Origin of the sequence: Leifsonia sp. 22587 (assembly GCF_052044215.1) — a bacterium.
Lineage (GTDB): Bacteria > Actinomycetota > Actinomycetes > Actinomycetales > Microbacteriaceae > Leifsonia > Leifsonia shinshuensis_C.
Genome location: NZ_JBQENB010000004.1, coordinates 296,024 through 316,269, shown reverse-complemented (window position 1 = coordinate 316,269; position 20,246 = coordinate 296,024). Strand labels below are relative to the sequence as shown.

Here is a 20,246-nt window from a genome sequence, read left to right as displayed (position 1 = left end):
TGCGGCGGACGGCTCAGCGCCGGTTGACCGGCGGGTCCTGGAGCGGGTGGTCGCCGTGCGCGCGGCGTGTGAGCGCGTCGAGGAACGAGGCCGACCAGCGGGCCACGTCGTTGGTCAGCACCTTCTTGCGCAGCGCCCGCATGCGGCGGGTGCGGTCGCGCTTCGGCATCGCCAGCGCCTGCAGGACGGTGTCCTTGAGGCCCTCGATGTCGTGCGGGTTGATCAGCAGCGCCTGGCGCAGCTCGTCGGACGCCCCGGCGAACTCGCTGAGCACCAGCACGCCGTCTTCGTCCACCCGGGTCGCGACGTACTCCTTGGCGACCAGGTTCATGCCGTCGCGCAGGGCGGTGACGAGCATGACGTCGGCGGCGAGGTAGAGCGCCACCATCTCCTCGCGGGGGTAGCCGTGGTGCAGATACGCGACGGCGGTGTGGCCCAGCGTCGAGTAGTCGCCGTTGATGCGGCCGACGGTCAGCTCGATCTCGTCGCGCAGCTGGCGGTAGGTCTCGACGCGCTCGCGGCTGGGGCTGGCGACCTGGACGAGCGTGACGTCCTCGGCCTTCACGCGCCCCTCTTCGAGGAGCTCGCCGAAGGCCTTCAGCCGGTGGCCGATGCCCTTCGTGTAGTCGAGGCGGTCGACGCCGAGCATGATCTTCTCGGGGTTGCCGAGCTCCTCGCGGATCTCCTTGGCGCGGGCCTGGATGTCGGGCCGGCGGGCGAGCTCCTGGTACTGGTCGGCGTCGATGGAGATCGGGAACTGGCGCGCCAGCACCGTGCGGGCGAGACCGCCGCGGCGGTCGGTCGTCACATGACGGTGCGAGCCCGCCTCGGGGTCGTCGGTGTCGATCGGCACCTCGATGATGGGGCCGCGGGTCTCGTAGCCCTTGAGCCGCCGCACGGCCCGCGAGAAGTTCCCCGCATCCGCCACGCGCTGGAAGCCGATTACGTCGGCGCCGAGCAGTCCGTCGATGATCTGGCGGCGCCAGGGCAGCTGCGAGTAGATCCCGTACGGCGGGAACGGGATGTGATTGAAGAACCCGATCACCAGGTCCGGCCGCAGCTCGCGCAGCATCGCCGGCACGAGCTGCAGCTGGTAGTCGTGCACCCAGACGACCGCGCCCTTGGCGGCCACGTCGGCGGCGGCCTGGGCGAAGCGCCGGTTGACCCGCACGTAGCTCTCCCACCACTCCCGGTGGTAGCTCGGCTGCGCGATCACGTCGTGGTAGAGCGGCCAGAGGGTGTCGTTGGAGAAGCCCTCGTAGTACTCCTGCAGCTCCTGCTCGGAGAGCGGGACGGGGTGGATGTTGATGCCGCCGGCCTCGAACGGCTCCACGTCCTCGTCCGCGACGCCGGCCCAGCCGATCCACACGCCGTCCTGCGACCGCATCACGGGCTCCAGCGCGGCGACCAGACCACCGGGCGACGGGCGCCAGTCGGCGTTGCCGCTCTCGTCGAGCACGCGGTCGACGGGGAGCCGGTTCGACACGATGATCAGGTCGTACGTGTCGCCCTCCGGTCCGGCGGTGGACGTGGAGGCGGTCGGTGCAGGCGTGGCGGTGATGGTGGGTCAACTCCCTCGAGAGGTCGGGACGTGAGACACCAGCCAGGGTACCAGCGTCCCTCCGCCGGGCCCCGGGCCGCACAGGTCAGGCCGGCGTCACTGCGCCCTCCCGAGCAGCTGGACCAGCCGGTTCGCGTACTCGGCGTAGCCGGCGGCGGTCGGATGGAAGACATCGGCGCCGGTCGTGTTGAGCCAGGGCTTCGCATCGCCGACCTCGTGACCGGCGAAGTCGACCGGGAGGAAGGTGAGCGGCTTGCCCGCCGCGCGCTGGTCGTCGACGGCCTGCCGGATGACCTCGTTCAGCCCCAGCGTGGCCGCGTTGATCGCCGCGGAGGTCTGGAAGTCGGGCGCACCCGGAGCCGAGACGTCGTAGAGCAGCGTGTACCCGGTCACCACGACGCGCGCGTTCGGCGCCGCCTGCGCGATGGCGCTGTAGACCGTCTGCAGCCGGTCGGGCAGGACGTTCAGCAGCGAGAGCGCGGCCGTCACCTCGTTGCGGCAGGCGGCGGCCTTGCCGGCGGCGCAGTCCCCCGCGATCTCGGCCACGCCCAGGTCGTTCCCGCCGATGCTGACCGTGACCAGGTCGGTGCGGTCGTCGAGCGCGATCAGCTGGTGCTTGAGCAGGTCGGAGGTGGTCGCGCCCGCGCACGCGGCGTTGACGACGAGGTCGATGCCCGCCTTGCGCGCGAAGACGGACGGGTAGCCGTTCGCGCTGAGACGGCACTTCCCCTGCTCGGCTCCTCCGCCGAACCCGGCCGCGTAGGAGTCACCCAGCGCGACGTACCGCGTCGCCGGCGTCAGCGGCTCCTTCGGGAAGGGGTCGGGCGTGGCGGTCGGGGTGGGAGCGGCCGTCTGGGCGCGCGACGCGGCGTCCGGGGTCTCGGCGCCGCTTGGTGCCCCCGAGCAGCCGCTCAGCACGAGGGCGACGGAGGCGGCGGCCGCGACGGCGACGGCACGGAGCAGGCGGGAGGCGCGCAGCGCGCGGCGGTCTCGGGATGCTTCGGGTCGCATCCCCCAGACTCTAGCCCGCGACCCTTGGGGAACGCTCAGATGTGATGGGCGTGCCGGGCCGGCCGGCGCGACGTCAGATGCGCTCGGTGAGCGCCAGCAGGATGGCGGGGACGGAGGCGGACAGCCGCTCCGTGAACGTCCGCTGGTCGTCGGCGAGCACGGCGCGCGCCTCCCCGTTGGCGCACAGCTCCGCGATCACGCGCACCGCTTCCTCCGGGTCGATGGTGAACCGGCGCCGGGCGCTGCTGAGCGCCTCCACGACGATCTCCGTCAGGTCCGAGAAGAACTCGTCGTGGTAGCGCAGGTAGTCGGCGGCGATCGAGTGGTCGCGCAGCGCCATCAGCTGGAACTCGGCCTGCACGAGCCACCATCGGCGGTCGTCGGACTGCAGCTCCAGGATGCGCGTGATGGTCTGGATGACGTCCTGGTCGCCGAGGTCGGCGCCGTGCTCGCCCACGAGAGGGGTGAGGAACTGCGCGACGCCGGAGTTCAGCTGCTCCAGGCGCATCGTCTTCTCGCGCTCCATGAGGGCGAAGAACAGCTCCTCCTTGCTGGAGAAGTTCGAGTAGAACGCACCCCGGGTGAAGCCGGCGGCCTCCGCGATCGTCTCGACGCTGGCGGCGCGCACGCCCTGGTCGGCGAAGACCTCGAACGCGGCGTCGAGCAGCCGGGCCCGGGTGCGCCGCCGACGCGCGGATTCGGCGGGCGCGTCCTCGCGTCCGTCGGCCGGGACCGCCTCACTGAGAGTCGTGCTTTCCAAGCTGAAACCTTCCTGAATCCAACTTTCGATACAGCAGTGTATCCGATACGGTTCTGTACGGATACAAGGATGTATCGAATCCCTGTCGTCGCTTTCGGTACTCACCCACTGGAGAACCCGTGTCATCGCTCCTGTACTCGGTCGGCCGGTGGGCCTACCGCGCCCGCGCTCTGGTCGTGATCGTCTGGATCGGCCTCCTCGCCCTCCTCGGCGGCGGCGCCCTGCTGTTCAACCAGGGCACGGACAACAGCTTCAGCATCCCGGGTACCGAGTCCCAGGAGGCGCTCGACACGCTCAGCCGCACCTTCCCGCAGGTCAGCGGCACGTCGGCGCAGATCGTCGTGGTGGCGCCCGACGGCACGACGGTCGACGACAGCGACATCAAGCAGCCCATCGAGGACACGGTGGATGCGGTCAAGGACATCCCGGGCGTCTCGGGCGTGAGCTCGCCCTACTCCGCCCAGGTCAAGAACCTCATCTCGGACGACCGCTCGGCGGCGATCATCACGGTCCAGCTGAAGGGCCAGATGACCACGGTCACCGACGACACCAAGACGGCGATCAAGGATGCGGGTGCCGACCTGGCGAAGCAGCTGCCGGACGGTTCGAAGTCCGCGGTCGGCGGTCAGCTCTTCTCGCAGAACCTGCCGACGCTCTCCGCGGTCGAGCTCATCGGCGTCGGGATCGCGCTCGTCGTGCTCATCGTGACCTTCGGATCGTTCCTCGCCGCCGGGATGCCGCTGCTCACCGCGCTGCTGGGCGTCGCGATCTCGATGTGCCTGATCTTCATCGCGACGCTGTTCGGGTCGATCTCGTCCACGACGCCGATGCTCGCCCTCATGCTCGGCCTCGCGGTCGGCATCGACTATTCGCTCTTCATCATCTCGAGGCATCAGGGCCAGCTGAAATCCGGGGTCCCCCCGGAGGAGTCGACCGCCCGGGCCGTCGCGACGGCCGGCTCCGCGGTGCTGTTCGCGGGCATCACCGTGATCATCGCGCTCGCCGGGCTCGCCGTCGCGGGCATCCCGTTCCTGACGACGATGGGCATCGCCGCGTCGGTCGCGGTCTTCGTCGCCGTGCTGGTCGCCCTGACGCTCACGCCCGCGCTGCTCGGCTTCGCCGGGGCGCGGCTCACCCCGGGGCGGCGGAAGGCCGCTCGGGAGGCGAAGCGGGCGGCGGCAGCCTCCGCGGGACGGGACGACGCCGACGACGCCGGCGCTGTCGCCGGCGCTGTGGCCGACTCCGGCGCCGCCGAACCGACGTCCGCCGCTCCGTCCTTCACCCACGCCGCGACCGCCGAGATCCCGCCCGGGTTCTTCCGCGGGTGGGTCCGCGTGGTCACGCGCATCCCGATCGTCACCGTCGTGGCCGTCGTCATCGCGCTCGGCGTCGCCGCGCTGCCCGCGCTCCAGCTGCGGCTGGCGCTGCCGGACGCCGGGTCGCAGCCGGAGGGCAAGCCCGCACGCATCGCCTACGACCTGGTCTCCGAGCACTTCGGCCCCGGTTACAACGGTCCGCTCATCGTCACCGGCTCCATCATCCAGAGCACGGATCCGGTCGGTCTGATGACCAAGATCGGCGACGAGATCGCGGAGCTCCCCGGCGTCGCCTCCGTGCCGCTCGCCACCCCGAACGCGACCGCCGACACCGGGATCGTCCAGGTGGTGCCGACCACCGGCCCGAACGACCAGAAGACGGCCGACCTGGTCGCCGAGATCCGCTCCAAGCACCAGCACTTCCTCGACGAGTACGGCGTCGACCTGAAGGTGACCGGCAACACGGCCGCGCAGATCGACGTGTCGTCGCGGCTGGCCGGGGCGCTCCTCCCCTTCGGCGTGCTCGTGGTCGGGCTCTCGCTCATCCTGCTCACCATGGTGTTCCGGTCGATCGCGGTGCCCATCAAGGCGGCCCTCGGCTACCTGCTGTCGGTCGGCGCGGCGTTCGGCGCGGTCACGGCCGTGTTCGAGTGGGGCTGGCTGTCGGATGTCATGCACGTCGACAAGACGGGCCCGATCATCTCGTTCATGCCGATCATCCTGATGGGCGTGCTGTTCGGCCTCGCCATGGACTACGAGGTCTTCCTGGTCAGCCGCATCCGCGAGGACTACGTGCACGGCGGCAACGCGCGCCGCGCCATCCAGAGCGGATTCGTGGGCTCGGCGAAGGTCGTCACGGCCGCGGCGATCATCATGATCTCCGTCTTCGCGGCGTTCGTGCCGGAAGGCGACGCGTCGATCAAGCCGATCGCGCTGGGGCTGGCCGTCGGCGTGTTCGTCGACGCCTTCATCGTCCGCATGACGCTCGTCCCCGCGGTGCTCCAGCTGCTCGGCGAGAAGGCGTGGTGGATGCCGCGCTGGCTGGACCGCATCCTGCCGTCGTTCGACGTGGAGGGCGACGGCCTGCAGAAGGAGCTGGAGCTGGCCGACTGGCCGGAGGCCGGCGCCCGCGACATCGCGGCGGCGGAGGGACTGGGCGTCAGCGCGCGCTCGCGAAGGCTGGTCGGCGACGTGTCGTTCCGGCTCGGCGACGGCGAGGTGCTGGTCGTGCACGGCGGCGACCGCACCGCGGCGCTCGCGCTGCTGATGGCCATCACGGGCCGCACGCGCATCGACGGCGGGACCGTGAAGGTCGCCGGCTTCGTGCTCCCCACGCGCGGCTCGGCCGTCCGCTCGCGCACCTCCATGGTCCGGCTGGACACGGCCGAGACCCCGGTGGACGACCTCCGCCGCGCCCTCGCCAGCCGCCCGCAGCTGCTCGCCCTCGACGGCGTCGACGGCGTCACCGACCCGGTCGAGCGCCGGCGCATCCGCGCCGAGCTGACCGCCGCCCTCAGCCGGGCGCGGGTCGAGGAGCGCCCGTTCGCCCTGGTGGTGAGCTGCGTCGATCCGTCCGGCCTCGACGACCTGCTCCCGGAGGCGGTGGAGCCCACCGCCGTCGACCTCGACGGCGAGCCCCGCGGCCGCCGCACGCGTCCGGACGCCGCCACCGACCTCACCGACACCGACCGCGCCGAGCACGGCGCCCACCTCGAGAAGACCAACGCCTGATGACCACGCCAACGTCCCCACTCCGCCGTCCGCGCTCCCTGTTCTCGCTGGAGCGGATGCGCTCCGACAAGCGCGTCACCTGGCTGACGATCGTCGGCATCCTGCTCGTGCCGATCGTCATCGGCGGCCTCCTCGTCTGGGCGCTGTGGAATCCGACCGAGCGCCTCCACGACGTCAAGGCGGCGGTGGTGAACCTCGACCAGCCGGTGAAGGTCAACGGACAGACGGTACCGCTCGGACGTCAGCTGTCCGCCGGGCTCCTCGACAGCGCGAACGACAACTTCACCTGGGTGCTCAGCGACAAGAAGGATGCGGCCAAGGGTCTCGCGAGCGGCGAGTACGTCTCGGTGGTGACCATCCCGGAGAACTTCTCCAAGGCGGCGACCTCGACCGCCGGGGCGGCCGCCGACGCCACGCAGGCGACCATCGACGTGCGCACCAGTCCGGAGTCGAAGCTGGTGGACCCGGCGATCAGCCAGGCGGTCACGACCACGGCGACCTCCGTGCTGAACAAGCAGCTCACCTCCACGTACATCGCCAACGTCTACGTCGGCTTCAACACCCTCGGCGAGCAGCTCGGCAAGGCCGCGACCGGAGCCGACCAGCTCTCCGGCGGCCTGGTGCAGCTGGCGAGCGGCACCCACCGGCTCGCCGACGGCGCCGCTCAGCTGTCGACCGGCGCATCGTCGCTGGCGAGCGGCATCTCGCAGCTGTCCGACGGCACTTCGGGCCTGGCGGATGGCCTCCAGCAGCTGTCGGGCGGCGCCGGGTCGCTGGCCGGCGGCCTGACGACCCTGCAGCAGAGCACCTCCGGCCTGCCGGCACAGACGCAGCAGCTCGCCGCCGGCGCTGCGGGCGTCTCCGCCGGCGTGCAGAAGACCGCGGACGGGCTCGGTGAGCTGTACAACGGCTGCGTCGCAGCGCACGGCGCGCTCGACCCGACCTGCGAGGGCATCGCGCAGACACGTGCCGGCATGACCACCCCGCAGGGCGGCAACCCGAGCCTCACCGGCCTGGCCTCGACGGTCGCGGGCGGCACGCAGCAGCTCGCAGCGGGGATGCCGGCGCTCACGAACGGCATCGCCCAGTCGGCGTCCGGGGCGCAGCAGCTCGCCTCCGGCACCGCCCAGTCGGCGTCCGGGGCGGAGCAGCTCGCCTCCGGCGCCTCCCAGTCGGCGGACGGTGCGCAGCAGTTCGCGACCGGCGTGCAGCAGTTGAGCGACGGCATCCCGGCGCTCGCCTCCGGCGCCGACCAGTCCGCGTCGGGCGCCTCCTCGCTCGCCACGGGCCTGCACTCGGCGGTGAAGCAGCTCCCGAGTTACGACACCAGCGAGCGGAAGAGCCTGGCGGACGTCGCCGCGCAGCCGGTCACGCAGAAGGCGTCCGGCACGACCGCGTTCGGCACCTCCAGCATCCCGCTGTTCGCCTCCGTCGCCCTGTGGCTCGGCGCTCTGGCGACGTTCCTCGTGCTTCAGGCGCTGTCGCGCCGTGCGCTGCTGACCGCGCGCGCCGCCGGGCTCATCGCGCTCGACGGGTTCGTCCCGGCGGCGGTGCTCGGAGTGGCGCAGGGCGTGCTCGTGTCCGCGGTCATGGCTCCCGCCCTCGGCCTGGACGTGGGCCACTGGTTCGGCTTCGCCGCCCTGGCGGCGGCGGCCGGGATCGCGTTCGCCGCCGTCAACCACGGCCTCGTGGCGCTGCTCGGCGGCGTCGGGCGGTTCCTGTCGATGCTGGTCGTGGTGGTGACGCTCGCCTCCGGCATCGTGTCGACCGCTCCGACGTTCTTCGACGCGGCGCTGCCGTGGCTGCCGACCTCCCCCGCCATCACCGCGCTCCAGGGGGCGATCGACGGCTCGGCGGATGCGTGGCGCGGCCTAGGCGGACTGCTGCTGTGGGCGGCGTTCGGCTTCGCCCTCGCGCTGATCGCGGTGGCCCGTCGCCGCGTCGTCAACGCCGCTCAGCTGCTCCCCGCCGAGTAGCCGCCGTCCCCGCCCGCTAGAGCGTGGCGGAGAGGGCGAGCGTCGCGAGCACGACCGTCACCGGCGCAACGATCAGGCCGAGGAGCATGTAGCGGCTCCAGCGGATCTCCACGTCGAACGACGTCAGCCGCTGGTGCCAGAGCAGCGTCGCGAGCGACGCCCACGGCGTGATCAGCGGACCGGCGTTCACGCCGATCAGGAGCGCGGCCAGCCGCGCCTGGCTCGTGGCGACCGGCTCCAGCGCGAGATACGCGGGCAGGTTGTCGATCGCGTTGGCGCCGACGAGGCTGGTGAGCGACAGCCGCAGCAGGGCCAGCGGCGACTCGCCCGTGCCCGAGATGACCGCCATGATCGTCCCGAGGCCGGCCGCGTGCAGCGCCTCGATGAACAGGAACAGCCCGGAGGCGAGCAGCACCAGCTGCCACGGCAGCAGCCCGAACCGCACGACCGACCGGCGTCGCACGAGGAACAGCGCGATGAGCACCAGGGCCGCGATGCTGGTCGGCAGCCAGACCGGCAGGCCGGAGACGAGCAGCGGGATGAGCGCGACGACGACCGCGGCCGACACCCAGAACAGGATGGGGTCCTCGATGCCGTCCTCCTCTCCGGTCTCGTAGCGCACGAGCAGGAACTTGCGGGCGATCACGAACACCACGACCATCGGCAGGATCATCGCGACCAGGGCCGGGGCCAGCATCAGCGCGGCGAACGCGGCCGGGGTCGGATCCCCCATCGCGTGCTGGGCCAGCAGGTTCGTCAGGTTCGACACGGGCAGCAGGAGCGACCCGGCGTTCGCCATCCACACAGTGGTCAGGGCGAACGGCAGCGGGTTGATCCCGGCGTGCCGCGCCATCACGATGACGACCGGCGTGAGCAGCACGGCCGTCGTGTCCAGCGACAGGAAGATGGTGCTCAGGGCGGCGACCAGCACCACCAGCAGCCACAGCACCCAGGCGCGTCCGCGCCCCCACCGGGCGGTCTGCTGCGCGAGGATCGTGAAGACGCCCGCCTCGGCGGCCAGTTCCGTCACGACAGTGATGGCGATGACGAAGAGCAGGATGGGCCACACGCGGTCCCACAGTTCGACGGCCTCCGGGACGGGCAGCAGGCCCGTCGCCACGGCGATGCCGCCGAGCACGAGGAGCACGGCGCCCACGATCGCGGTGCGCATCCTCCTCCTCCCGGTCCCGACTGTGGAAGCGTACGCTACGGGGCGACACCGAAAGGAACGGCATGCGCAAGTACCTCTTCAACGGGGCCGTGATCAGTGCGGCGCTCGGCCTGTGGACCACCATCCAGTCGTCCAAGAGCGGGCCGCGCGACTGGCGCATCCCGCTGATGTGGATCAACGCCGGGATCTCGCTCGCGCTGGCCGTCGGCGCGGTGCTTCAGGAGTCCAAGGAGGCGTCCGAGCGCGAATCCCACCCCCTCGGATCCCGAAAAGGGCGTTGACCCGCTGATTTCCGGCAAATTCACCGGCGTGTTGCGCGGTCCCACAGCGCGCGTGTCCAGGACACTTGTATTCGAAGGTGAACCTGGAAGGGGTGCGCGATGTTTGGTCGTAGGCGGCACGCTGCAGCGGTGCCGGCGGCGCCGGTCCCTCAGCTGACGGATGCCCAGATCCTCGAGCTCGTGCACACGAAGGTGGCCGAGCTGATCGGCGAGAAGGGCGAGTGGACGGTCGTCCGCCGCGCCCAGGACGACACCGACACCATCTTCCACTCGATCCTCGCCCAGTCCGTCTCGGTCGGCATCGCCGCCGCCATCGCTGAGGCACGCCGTCGCCTCGAGGCCGGCGAGTCGCTCTCCGAGCCGCAGCACCTGGCGGCCACGGTGACCGACCAGCCGGCGACCGAGAGCGCCGCCGTCGTGGAGCCCGTCGCCGCCTCCGTGGCAGTGGATGCGGACGCCGTGATCGCAGAGCCCACCCTCGCCGTCGCCGAGGCGCCGGTCGAGGCCGAGCCCGCCGCGTTCGGCTGGGAGCCCGCTCCGATCACCCAGTGGACGGACCTGCGCAAGCCTGTGACCGGCGAGTTCCCGCTCGTCTCGCACCGCTCGGCGGCCTGACCACCGCTCAGCCCAGCGGCGCTCAGCCCCTCACCGTTCAGCCCAGCGGCGCCCAGTCCTTCGGCCCGTCCGATCCCGCCGGGTACTCCTCCAGCGGCACGCGGCCCCGGCGCCACGCGTCGAGCACCGGCTCCACGATCCGCCAGCACTCCACCGCCGTGTCGGCCCGAACCGACAGCGACGGGTCTCCGTCGAGGATGCCCTCCAGGACTTCGCCGTAGGCCAGCAGCGCTCCGGGGCCGAAGTCGGCGGTGAGCGTCGTGCGCTCCAGCTCGTACGGGTCGTCGGTGCCGTTGATGTTGAGTTCCAGCTCCATCGAGTCCGGTGCGAACATCAGCCGCAGCTTGGCCGGCTCCATGGTGCCCTTCAGCCCGACCGGCATCTGCCGTGCGGGCGCGAACGTGATCACCATCTCGCGTCGCCGGCCGCCGAGCGCCTTCCCGGAGCGGAGCGTGAACGGGACGCCCTTCCACCGCCAGGTGTCGATCTGCAGGGTGACCTCGGCGAGCGTCTCGGTCTCGCGCGACGGGTCGACGCCCTTCTCGTCCGCGTAGGCGGGCAGCGTCCGTCCCTCGATCTCCCCCGCACCGTAGCGGGCGCGGCGGCTGGAGGCGACGGGGTCGTCGCCCCATACCTTCGTCGCGCGCAGCACCAGCTGCTTGGCGTCGCGGAGGTCCGGCGCTCCGAGCGTGGACGGCGGCTCCATGGCGAGCACCGCCATCACCTGCAGGAGGTGGCTCTGGATCATGTCGATCAGCGCCCCGGCGCCGTCGTAGTAGCCGGCGCGTCCCTCCAGGGCCAGCGTCTCGTCGTAGATCACGTCGACGCGCTCGATGTGGAGGCCGTCCCAGATGGGTTCGAGGATGCCGTTGGCGAAGCGCACGCCGAGGATGTTGAGCACGCTGGAACGGCCGAGGAAGTGGTCGACGCGGTGGATCTGGTCCTCGGGCACGAGCTTGGCGAGCTGCGCGTTCAGCGCGATCGCGCTCTCCCGGTCGGTGCCGAAGGGCTTCTCGAGCGCGAGGGTGAGGCCCTTCGGCAGCTCGAACGTGCCGAGGGCCTGGCACGCCTTCGCGGTGACCGCGGGCGGGAGGGCGAAGTAGAGGGCGGGCACGCCGTCCACGCTCCCGAGCAGCTGCTTCAGGTCGTCGGCGCTCGTCGCGTCGGCCTTCACGTACCGCGTCCCGTCGAGCAGGCGCTCGACCGCGTCGCCCTTCGCCTCGACGGTCGCGAACGAGGTGCGGACGATCTTCTTCCACGCGTCGTCGTCGAGGTCGGCGCTGCTGGAGCCCACCAGAGCGAACGCGCGATCCGGCTGATCGGTGAGCAGTTGTCCGATGGCGGGGAGCAGGAGCCGTGACGTGAGGTCGCCGGATGCTCCGAGAATCACAAGAGTGTCCACGGACTGCGTCATGCCCATCACAGTACGGCCATACTGGGAATATGTCGCTCCCCATCGAGGATTACGCCCTGATCAGTGACTGCTTCACCGGGGCCCTCGTCGGGAAGGACGGAAGCATCGACTGGCTGTGCCTTCCGCGTTACGACTCGCGCTCCATGTTCGGGGCGCTGCTCGGCACCGAGGACCACGGACGCTGGCTGGTGGCCCCGACGGACGCGTCCGCGACCAGCACCCGCCGGTACGAGAAGGACACGATGATCCTCGTCACGCGGTGGACCACCCCGAGCGGGGAGGTCGAGGTCACCGACCTCATGCCGATGAACGACCACCGCGCGGACATCATCCGGCGGGTGCGCGGGGTCAGCGGCACCGTCCCGATGCAGCAGGACCTCCGCATACGCTTCGGCTACGCCACGGCGATCCCCTGGGTGCGTCAGGAGAAGAAGGAGCACCCGCACGCGCTGATCGCGGTCGCCGGGCCCGACGCGATCGTCGTCCGCGGCACGGAGCTGCGCCCGGCGAACCATTCCCACCAGGGCTCCTTCTCCGTGCGCGCCGGCGAGACGATCGACCTCGTGCTCACCTGGTTCCCGTCGCACCGCGACTCTCCCCCGGCGCTCGACGTGGAGGGCGCCCTCCAGCACACCCGCGAGTGGTGGGCCGAGTGGGCGAGCGGCTATGCGCACGAGGGGCCGTACCGCGACGAGGTCGTGCGCTCGCTGCTGCTGCTCCGTGCGCTCTCCCACCTGGAGACCGGGGGCATCGTCGCCGCCGCGACCACCTCGCTGCCGGAGTCGTTCGGGGGGCAGCGCAACTGGGACTACCGCTACGTGTGGCTGCGGGATGCGTCGCTCACCATCGGCGTGCTGCTCGCCCACGGCTACAACGACTACGTCGACCACTGGCGCGACTGGCTGCTGCGCGCCATCGCGGGCGACCCCGGCGACGTGCAGATCATGTACGGCCTGGCGGGCGAGCGCGATCTCGACGAGCGCATCATCGACAGCCTCCCCGGATACCAGGGGGCGCATCCGGTGCGTGTCGGCAACGGTGCGTCGACCCAGTTCCAGGCCGACGTGATCGGCGAGGTCATGCTCGGCCTCGACCGCGGGCGTCGCGCCGGCAACCCGGAGACGCGCTTCTCGTGGGCGCTCCAGCGGGCGCTGATGGGATACCTGGAGCAGCATTGGCGGGACCCCGACCACGGCATCTGGGAGATCCGCGACGAGCCGAAGCAGTTCACGCATTCGCGCGCGCTGGTGTGGGCCGCCTTCGACTGCGCCGTCCGCGCGGTCGAGGACTACGGCCTCGAGGGCCCGGTGGAGCGGTGGAAGCGCGAGCGCGACGCGATCCGCGCCGACATCGAGGCGAACGGCTGGGACCCGCACCGCGGGACCTACGTGCAGCACTACGGCTCGACAGAGGTGGATGCGTCGCTGCTCCAGCTGGCGCAGGTCGGCTATGTCGCAGCGGACGACCCGCGGATGCTGGGCACCGTCCGCGCGCTCGAAGAGGACCTGCTGCGGGACGGGCTGCTGCTCCGCTACCGCACCGAGAGCGGGGTGGACGGGCTGCCGCCGGGCGAGCATCCGTTCCTCGCCTGCTCGTTCTGGCTGGTCGAGCAGTACGCCCACTCGGGGCGCCACGAGGACGCGGTCCGGCTCATGGATCGGCTGGTCGGCCTGGCGAACGACGTCGGTATGCTCTCCGAGGAATACGACGTCGAGGGCCGCTCCCACGCCGGGAACACCCCTCAGGCGCTCACCCATCTCGCCCTGGTCCGCGCGGCGGACGCGATCGGGGGCGTCCCGCTGTGAGCCCCGCCCCCGCCGCCGATGCGGGCACGCTCGAGCAGACCGGAACCGACGAACTGCTCCAGCTGGGCTCGCCGTGGATCACGATCGTCTGGAACGACCCCGTCAACCTGATGAGCTACGTCACCTACGTCTTCCAGACCTACTTCGGCTTCCCGCGACGGGAGGCGGAGCGGCTGATGATGCTCGTGCACAACGAGGGCCGGGCGGTCGTCGCGACGGGCACGCGCGAGGAGATGGAACGGCACGTCGAGGCGATGCACGACTACGGCCTCTGGGCGACGCTGCGGAAGGCGGACGAGTGATCCCGTTCCACCGGCGGAAGGACGGGCGCGTGTCGGCGCGGTTCCGGGCGGACGAGGCGCAGCTGCTGCGCTCGCTCGCCGAGGAGGCCGTCGAGCTGGCGCGCGCGTCGGCCGCGGACGACGGCTCCGCGGATCCGGCGCTCCGGCGCCTGCTGCCCGACGCGTACCCGGACGACCCGGAGGCGTCGGCGGAGTTCCGCCGGTTCACCGCCGCGGGCCTGGCCGAGCGCAAGGAGGCGGGCGCGAGGACGCTCATCGACAGCCTGGGCGAGCCTGCCGCCGGCTCGGTGCTCGTCGTGCTGGACGCGGAGCAGGCGACCGCGTGGCTCCGCACCATCACCGATCTGAGGCTCGTCCTCGCGGCGCGACTCGGCATCCACGAGGACGGCGACGAGGGCGACGTGCACGACGACGAGTCGGCCATGCAGCGCGCGGTCTACGACTGGCTGGCCGCCGTGCAGGAGTTCCTGGTGCTGGCGGTGCGGCCGCGGCGCTGACCGCCGGGCGCCGAACGTGGGGCGCGGACGGTCGGGCGCTGACGGTCGGCGCCGACCGCTCAGACCGGGTAGCGCACCGCCGCGGCCGCCGCTCCCCCGCCCGGCACATCCTCCGCCCGCAGCGCGTACACGGTCGCCTTCGACCCGAGCGCGCGGCGCAGGATCTCGTCCACCACGCCGTAATCGCCTGGGACGTCCTCGTCGGCGAAGGTGATCACGCCCGTCTCGTCGTCGACCCAGCCTGGAACGCGCCGGTCGATGTCGAAGACCAGGGACTCGACGGCGCCGAACGTGGCGGCGCGGGCGATGTCGCTCAGGTCGACCAGGGCGGTGCCCGCCGCGATCCGTGCCTCATACGCCTCCCGCAGCGCCCCCACCTTGCTCGCGTACAGCCGGTCGAGCACGCCCCGGGCGGCGGCGGCAAGCTCTTCGTCCGTCTTGTCCTCCGGGTTGCCGGAGATCGTCTCGGCGACCAGCCGCGGGTACTCGACCGCGCCGCGGAAGATGCCCGCCAGCGGCTCGGCGGCGGCGAGGATGAGCGGCTCCGACGAGTTGGCGAGGAGCGGCCGGAGCGCCCGGTCGATCGCCTGCACGTACTCCAGCATCCGCACCTTCTGGCCTTCGGAGCCCTGGATGCGTCCGTCCGGCGAGCGGCCGCTCACCGAGGCCAGCCCGACGGCCGAGGCGACGTCGTGCGGCATACCGGGCACGTCGATCCGCTCGGCCGGCCGGTCGGGGGTGATGTGCAGGAGGCGAACCGAGTTGCCCGCGAGCGCCAGGATGAGCGCCGACTGCGGGAAGGTCAGCGCGCGCAGCAGCGGCTTGACGTAGAAGCGGTCCGCGATCTCGCAGGAGGTGCCCAGCCGGTTGGGGAGCCGGAAGGTCTGGGCCAGGTCGCCGTCGAGGAAGACGGCCAACGATCGCGATTGGTAGCGCCAGAAGTCCCGGTCGTCGAGGATGCGCTCGCCTTCGGTATGCACGGCCCGGATGCGGGCCCGGTCCACCTTCAGCTCCTCGAGGGCTCGCGCGGCGCTCGCGAGGTGGTTCTTGAGCTCGATCCTCGCCCGGTCCGCCTCGGCGGGCGTCGTCCCCGTCGGCAGGTAGATGCTCACGCACCCGGGCTGCCGGAGTGCGGCGATCCGTTCGACGTCGGCCTTGGTGGGAATGTCCTTGTACTCCACGTGTGGTCCTCCTTGCCCCAGCGGTGCGGCGCGGTCGGTCGCGGTGGGGCAAGTCTGGCCGCACCCCGGGTGCCTTCACAAGACTCGTATTGACTTCCGGGCACAGAGCGCCTACCGTCTTTTAAACCGGTTTAGATGACGTCGTCGATCGGATGTTTCGACCGCCGGCGCCCCACGATTCGAGGGGTCGCAACGATGCGCAACCGACTACTGACCATGCCCAGGGCGGCACTCGCCCTGTTTATCGGGGCGACGCTCGCCGCCACCGCCACCGCTCTTCCCGCCCAGGCGGCGAGTCCATCCACGCACGCCGCCGGGATGGCGGCCGCGGACGCTCCGGCGAAGCTGACCAATCTGGCGCACCTCGACTTCCTGCTCGATGACGTGCCCCTGCTCGCGGGCGTCCCCGGACACACGACGTACCGGGCGGCCGACGAGCCCACCACGCGCGCCCCCTGGGTCTACGCCGACCGCCAGCCCGACGGCTCCTTCCAGCGGGTCGGCGGCGGACCGATCACCGACCCGGCCCGCGGCTGGTATGCGCAGGGCGCCTACGACGCCGACGACATCTCCCGGGCCGCCGTCGTGTATCTCCGCGACTGGAAGCAGAACGGCACCGCCACCAGCCGGACGACCGCGTACCAGCTGCTGCGCTCGCTCACCTACCTGCAGACGGCCGACGGACCGAACGCCGGCAACGTAGTGCTCTGGCAGCAGCACGACGGGACGCTGAACCCGTCCGCCATCCCGAAGGAGCTGCCCGACCCGTCCGACTCCGCCGAGTCGTTCTGGCTGGCGCGCACCGTGTGGGCGCTCGGCGAGGGCTACGCCGGCTTCCGCTCCGCAGACCCGGCCTTCGCGTCGTTCCTCGCCGACCGGATGCAGCTCGCGCTCGGCGCACTGCAGCGCCAGTCGCTCGCGCAGTACCCGACGACCCAGGTGGCGAACGGCGTGACCGTGCCCGGCTGGCTCATCGTCGGCAGCGCCGGCGCGACCGCGGAGGCCGTGCTCGGCCTGAGCGCCTTCGTGGCCGCGCAGCCCGGCGACGCGGCCGCACGCACCGCCCTGGCCCGCTACGCCGAGGGCATCTCGCGCCTGCAGAGCGGCGGGATCGGCCAGTGGCCGTTCGGCGCTCTGCTGCCCGAGGCCAACTCCCCCACCTTCTGGCACGCCTGGGCCGGGATGGAGCCCGCGGCCCTCACGGCCGCGGCGCAGACGCTCGGCGACAGCGCCCTGCAGCGCGCCGCCTCCACCGACCTCGCGCAGTTCACCGCGCAGCTGCTGGCCACCGGCGGTCCGGACAACGGCTGGACGCCGACCCCGGCCGACCGCACCCAGATCGCGTACGGCGTCGACTCCCGGCTCGAGGGACTGATCGCCGCCTCGGACGCGACGGGCGCCACCGGCCTCGCCGCCCTCGCGGGCGCACAGGGCGCCTGGTACTTCGGTGCGAACCGCGCGGGTGTCCCCGCCTACGACCCGGCCACCGGTGTGTGCGTCGACGGCATCGCCGCCGACGGCACCGTGAACCGCAACTGCGGCGCGGAGTCCGTGATCCACACCGAGCTCAGCATGCTCGCGCTGGACGCGCATCCCGCCATCGCCCGCGTCGCCACTTCCCTCACGCACACCACCGCGACGAACGGCCTCACGGTCGTCGAAGCCGAGAGCGGGACGACGACCGGTCCGGTCACCACGGTGACCCCGCCCTCCGCCTGGACCGGCTCGGCCAACTGGTCGGGCGGCGCGTACCTGCAGGCCGGCAGCGGCTCGACGGTCACCATCGCGCTCCCCGCCGGTCACCCGGTGGCGCGCATCCTCCCGATCGCCGACCTCGGCCCCGGGGGATCCGGCACGACGAGCTGGTCGGCCGCGGTAGGGAGGTTCACCCTCCCGCTCGGCCGCACCGACAACGTGCGCCCCGGCGAGCAGGGCATCGCCCCCAGCCCGGTGTTCCTGCTGCCGCAGACACTGCCCGTCCCCGTGCCCGCGCAGGCGACCTCGGTGACCGCGAAGGTGAGCGGAACGGCACGCCTGGACGCGCTGCTCGTGCAGCCCGTCGTCTCCCACCTGGGTCTCGCGGGCACCACCTCCCTCGACGTCTACGTGAACGCGACGAAGCTCCCGGTCCCGCAGAAGATCGCCGCGACCGGCCCCGTGACCGCGACCGCCTTCGACGCGACGGGCCACCAGGTCGGGCGCGCCCAGACCGTCGGCGCGCACGGCTTCGTCGTCGTGCCTCCGGGCGGCTTCACCACGGTGACCCCGCGATGAGCCCGTCCGCCGTCACGATCAACGACGTCGCCCGCGCCGCCGGCGTGAGCAAGTCGCTGGTGTCGCTCACCCTCAACGACCGGCCGGGGGTCAAGAGCGAGACGCGGGAGCGCATCCTGCAGACCGCGAAGGAGCTCGGCTGGACGCCGAACCCCGGCGCCCGCGGGCTCACCACCCGCCGCGCCTACGCCCTGGGGCTGGTGCTGCGTCGCGAACCGCGGACGATCGAGGTCGACCCGTTCTTCGCGGCGTTCATCGCGGGCGTCGAGACCGTGCTCTCGGAGCGCGGCAACGTCCTCGTGCTGACCGTGGTCCCCGATGCGGCCGCCGAGGAGCGCGCCTACGCCCGCCTCGCCGCGGACAAGCGCGTCGACGGCTTCCTCCTCACCGACCTGCTCGCCGAGGATGCGCGCATCCCCCTCATCGAGCGCCTCGGCTCGTTCGCCGTCTCGCTCGGCGCCCCTCCCGGCGGCAGCCCGTTCCCGGTCATCAGCCGTGACTACGACAGCGGCATCGACGAGCTCGTCGCCCACCTGGTCGGCCTCGGCCACCGCCGCATCGCGCACGTCTCCGGAGACGAGCGGATGCTGCACGGCCTCCGCCGGCGCGAGCGGTTCGAGGAGGCCGCCCGCGCGGCCGGACTCGAACCGCTCGTCGTCCCCACCGACTTCTCGCCGGAGCAGGGAGCGTCCGCCACAGCGGCCCTCCTCGACGGCGAGGACCGCCCGACCGCGATCGTCTACGGCAACGACCCGATGGCGATCGCCGGGATGGGCGTCGCACACGAACGCGGGCTCGACCTCCCCGGCGAGCTCTCGGTCACCGGGCTGGACGGATCCCACATCGGGTCGTTCGTCTATCCCTCCCTCACCACCCTCGACAACGACCCGGCAGGCTTCGGCCTCGCCGCCGCCACCGCGCTGCTGCGGCTGGTGGAGGACGGCGAGGCCGCCGATGTCGCCCTGCCGCCCGCCCGGCTCGTGGTGCGCGCCTCCACGGCGCCGCCCGCCCGCTGAACCCCACCCCATCGAAAGGCACACCATGCGAAAGAACACACTGCGAAGAGGCAGACTCGCCGCATCCCTCGTCACCGCCGGGCTGATCGCCGGCACGCTCGCCGCCTGCGGATCGAGCGGCGGCGGTGCCAGCGACGCCATGAAGGCGCACGGGCCGATCACCATCTGGTACTCCAACAACGCCCAGGAGGTGCAGTGGGGCAAGGCCATGGTCTCGGCCTGGAACTCCGCGCATCCCAAGGAGCAGATCAAGGCGCAGGAGGTGCCGGCAGGCAAGAGCACCGAGGAGGTCATCGGCGCCGCGATCACCGCGGGCACCACGCCGTGCCTGGTGTTCAACAACCTCCCGGCCGCAACCGGTCAGTGGCAGAAGCAGGGCGGCCTCGTCGACCTGTCGAAGTTCTCCGACGGCGCGAAGTACATCGAGGCGCGCAGCGGCGACGCCGCGAAGCAGTACAAGTCCTCCGACGGCGACTACTACCAGATGCCCTGGAAGCAGAACCCGGTCATGATCTTCTACAACAAGGCCATCTTCCAGAAGGCCGGCCTCGACCCGAACAACCCCGACCTGTCGACCTACGACAAGTTCCTGGCGGCCGCGCAGAAGATCAAGTCGTCCGGCGCCGCGCCGTACGCGATCTACCCGGCGCCGACGAGCGAGTTCTTCCAGGTGAACTTCGACTACCTGCCGCTGCTCGCCGCCCAGACCGGCGGCAAGACGTTCATCGAGGACGGCAAGGCCACGGTCACCAGCCAGGACTCGCTGGATGTCGCGAACTTCTGGAAGCAGATCTACAGCGACGGGCTCGCCGGCAAGGAGCAGTACCAGGGCGACGCCTTCCAGGACGGCAAGTCCGCGATGGCCATCGTCGGACCGTGGGCGATCGCCTACTACGGCGACAAGGTGCAGTGGGGCTCGGTCCCCGTCCCGACCAAGGACGGGAAGCCGGCCGACGAGACCTACACGTTCCCGGACGCGAAGAACATCGGCATGTACACCTCGTGCAAGAACCAGGGCACGGCGTGGGATGTCATCAAGTTCGCGACGAGCAAGGAGCAGGACGGCAAGCTGCTCGACGTGACCGGCCAGATGCCGATCCGGACGGACGTGGCGACGACGTACTCCGACTACTTCGACTCCCACCCGGCGTACAAGGAGTTCGGTGCGCAGAGCGCCCGCACGGCCGATGACCCGACCGGCACCAACACGATCGCCCAGATGCAGGCCCTGCGCGACGCCTACACCAAGGCGGTCGTGAACGGCAGCGGTTCGGTCGAGGACGCGTTCAAGGCGGCCGCCGACAAGATCGACAAGCTGCAGGCGCAGAAGTAACC

At 71.6% G+C, this 20,246-nt stretch carries 16 protein-coding genes; 10 read left to right on the top strand and 6 right to left on the bottom strand.

The annotated features are described in order from the left end of the window. Window positions 1-13 precede the first annotated feature (13 nt). From otsA to ACTJI1_RS17305, 3 genes are all read right to left on the bottom strand, one after another. Window positions 14-1,486 (bottom strand): alpha,alpha-trehalose-phosphate synthase (UDP-forming), encoded by a 1,473-nt coding sequence (gene otsA / locus ACTJI1_RS17315; RefSeq protein ID WP_310128665.1) that lies wholly within the window; start codon window positions 1,484-1,486, stop codon window positions 14-16. Window positions 1,487-1,657: 171 nt separating this feature from the next. Beyond that, window positions 1,658-2,572, bottom strand: a complete 915-nt coding sequence (locus ACTJI1_RS17310) for an SGNH/GDSL hydrolase family protein (protein WP_440743602.1) — start codon at window positions 2,570-2,572, stop codon at window positions 1,658-1,660. A 73-nt stretch (window positions 2,573-2,645) separates the two neighbouring features. After that, window positions 2,646-3,332, bottom strand: a complete 687-nt coding sequence (locus tag ACTJI1_RS17305; RefSeq protein ID WP_440743601.1) for a helix-turn-helix domain-containing protein — start codon at window positions 3,330-3,332, stop codon at window positions 2,646-2,648. A 119-nt stretch (window positions 3,333-3,451) separates the two neighbouring features. Here ACTJI1_RS17305 and ACTJI1_RS17300 point away from each other — a divergent pair, with 119 nt between their 5' ends. Together ACTJI1_RS17300 and ACTJI1_RS17295 are read left to right on the top strand one after the other, a co-directional pair. Next, window positions 3,452-6,379, top strand: a complete 2,928-nt coding sequence (locus ACTJI1_RS17300; RefSeq protein ID WP_440743600.1) for an MMPL family transporter — start codon at window positions 3,452-3,454, stop codon at window positions 6,377-6,379. Beyond that, a complete protein-coding gene (locus ACTJI1_RS17295) occupies window positions 6,379-8,355 on the top strand; it encodes a YhgE/Pip family protein (RefSeq protein ID WP_440743599.1) in 1,977 nt (658 codons plus the stop codon). The genes ACTJI1_RS17300 and ACTJI1_RS17295 overlap by 1 nt, the downstream gene beginning before the upstream one ends. Before the next feature lie 16 nt (window positions 8,356-8,371). Here ACTJI1_RS17295 and ACTJI1_RS17290 read toward each other — a convergent pair whose 3' ends face one another. Continuing rightward, complete coding sequence (locus ACTJI1_RS17290) at window positions 8,372-9,526, bottom strand: SLC13 family permease (RefSeq protein WP_440743598.1); 1,155 nt, start codon at window positions 9,524-9,526, stop codon at window positions 8,372-8,374. Window positions 9,527-9,588: 62 nt separating this feature from the next. Here ACTJI1_RS17290 and ACTJI1_RS17285 point away from each other — a divergent pair, with 62 nt between their 5' ends. Next, window positions 9,589-9,807: a hypothetical protein gene (locus tag ACTJI1_RS17285; RefSeq protein ID WP_440743597.1), complete on the top strand. Its 219-nt coding sequence runs from the start codon at window positions 9,589-9,591 to the stop codon at window positions 9,805-9,807. Window positions 9,808-9,936: 129 nt separating this feature from the next. Continuing rightward, complete coding sequence (locus ACTJI1_RS17280; protein ID WP_440743596.1) at window positions 9,937-10,422, top strand: hypothetical protein; 486 nt, start codon at window positions 9,937-9,939, stop codon at window positions 10,420-10,422. 37 nt (window positions 10,423-10,459) lie between these two features. On the opposite strand, the gene ACTJI1_RS17275 is transcribed toward ACTJI1_RS17280, so the two are convergent. Beyond that, window positions 10,460-11,836, bottom strand: coding sequence for a glucose-6-phosphate dehydrogenase (locus ACTJI1_RS17275; protein ID WP_440743595.1), 1,377 nt, complete (start codon window positions 11,834-11,836; stop codon window positions 10,460-10,462). A 29-nt stretch (window positions 11,837-11,865) separates the two neighbouring features. Here ACTJI1_RS17275 and ACTJI1_RS17270 point away from each other — a divergent pair, with 29 nt between their 5' ends. The 3 genes from ACTJI1_RS17270 to ACTJI1_RS17260 are packed head-to-tail and all read left to right on the top strand — an operon-like array spanning window position 11,866 to window position 14,440. Beyond that, on the top strand, window positions 11,866-13,641 hold the full coding sequence (locus ACTJI1_RS17270) for a glycoside hydrolase family 15 protein (RefSeq protein WP_440743594.1): 1,776 nt from the start codon (window positions 11,866-11,868) through the stop codon (window positions 13,639-13,641). Beyond that, on the top strand, window positions 13,638-13,943 hold the full coding sequence (gene clpS, locus ACTJI1_RS17265) for an ATP-dependent Clp protease adapter ClpS (RefSeq protein ID WP_396427052.1): 306 nt from the start codon (window positions 13,638-13,640) through the stop codon (window positions 13,941-13,943). Before ACTJI1_RS17270 ends, clpS begins: the two co-directional genes overlap by 4 nt. Further along, window positions 13,940-14,440, top strand: a complete 501-nt coding sequence (locus ACTJI1_RS17260) for a DUF2017 domain-containing protein (RefSeq protein ID WP_440743593.1) — start codon at window positions 13,940-13,942, stop codon at window positions 14,438-14,440. The genes clpS and ACTJI1_RS17260 overlap by 4 nt, the downstream gene beginning before the upstream one ends. Before the next feature lie 59 nt (window positions 14,441-14,499). Here the strand turns inward: ACTJI1_RS17260 and ACTJI1_RS17255 are convergent, their stop codons facing one another. Continuing rightward, window positions 14,500-15,621 carry a baeRF8 domain-containing protein gene (locus tag ACTJI1_RS17255; protein WP_440743592.1) on the bottom strand — a complete coding sequence of 374 codons (1,122 nt, stop codon included), beginning with the start codon at window positions 15,619-15,621 and terminating at the stop codon, window positions 14,500-14,502. 216 nt (window positions 15,622-15,837) lie between these two features. Between ACTJI1_RS17255 and ACTJI1_RS17250 the strand changes: the two genes are divergently transcribed. The 3 genes from ACTJI1_RS17250 to ACTJI1_RS17240 are packed head-to-tail and all read left to right on the top strand — an operon-like array spanning window position 15,838 to window position 20,244. Then, window positions 15,838-17,895 carry a hypothetical protein gene (locus ACTJI1_RS17250; RefSeq protein WP_440743591.1) on the top strand — a complete coding sequence of 686 codons (2,058 nt, stop codon included), beginning with the start codon at window positions 15,838-15,840 and terminating at the stop codon, window positions 17,893-17,895. Beyond that, window positions 17,892-18,911 (top strand): LacI family DNA-binding transcriptional regulator, encoded by a 1,020-nt coding sequence (locus tag ACTJI1_RS17245; RefSeq protein WP_440743590.1) that lies wholly within the window; start codon window positions 17,892-17,894, stop codon window positions 18,909-18,911. The genes ACTJI1_RS17250 and ACTJI1_RS17245 overlap by 4 nt, the downstream gene beginning before the upstream one ends. A gap of 40 nt (window positions 18,912-18,951) precedes the next feature. Next, entirely contained in the window at window positions 18,952-20,244 is a 1,293-nt protein-coding gene (locus ACTJI1_RS17240) for an ABC transporter substrate-binding protein (RefSeq protein WP_396427106.1), read from the top strand. Window positions 20,245-20,246: the final 2 nt, after the last annotated feature.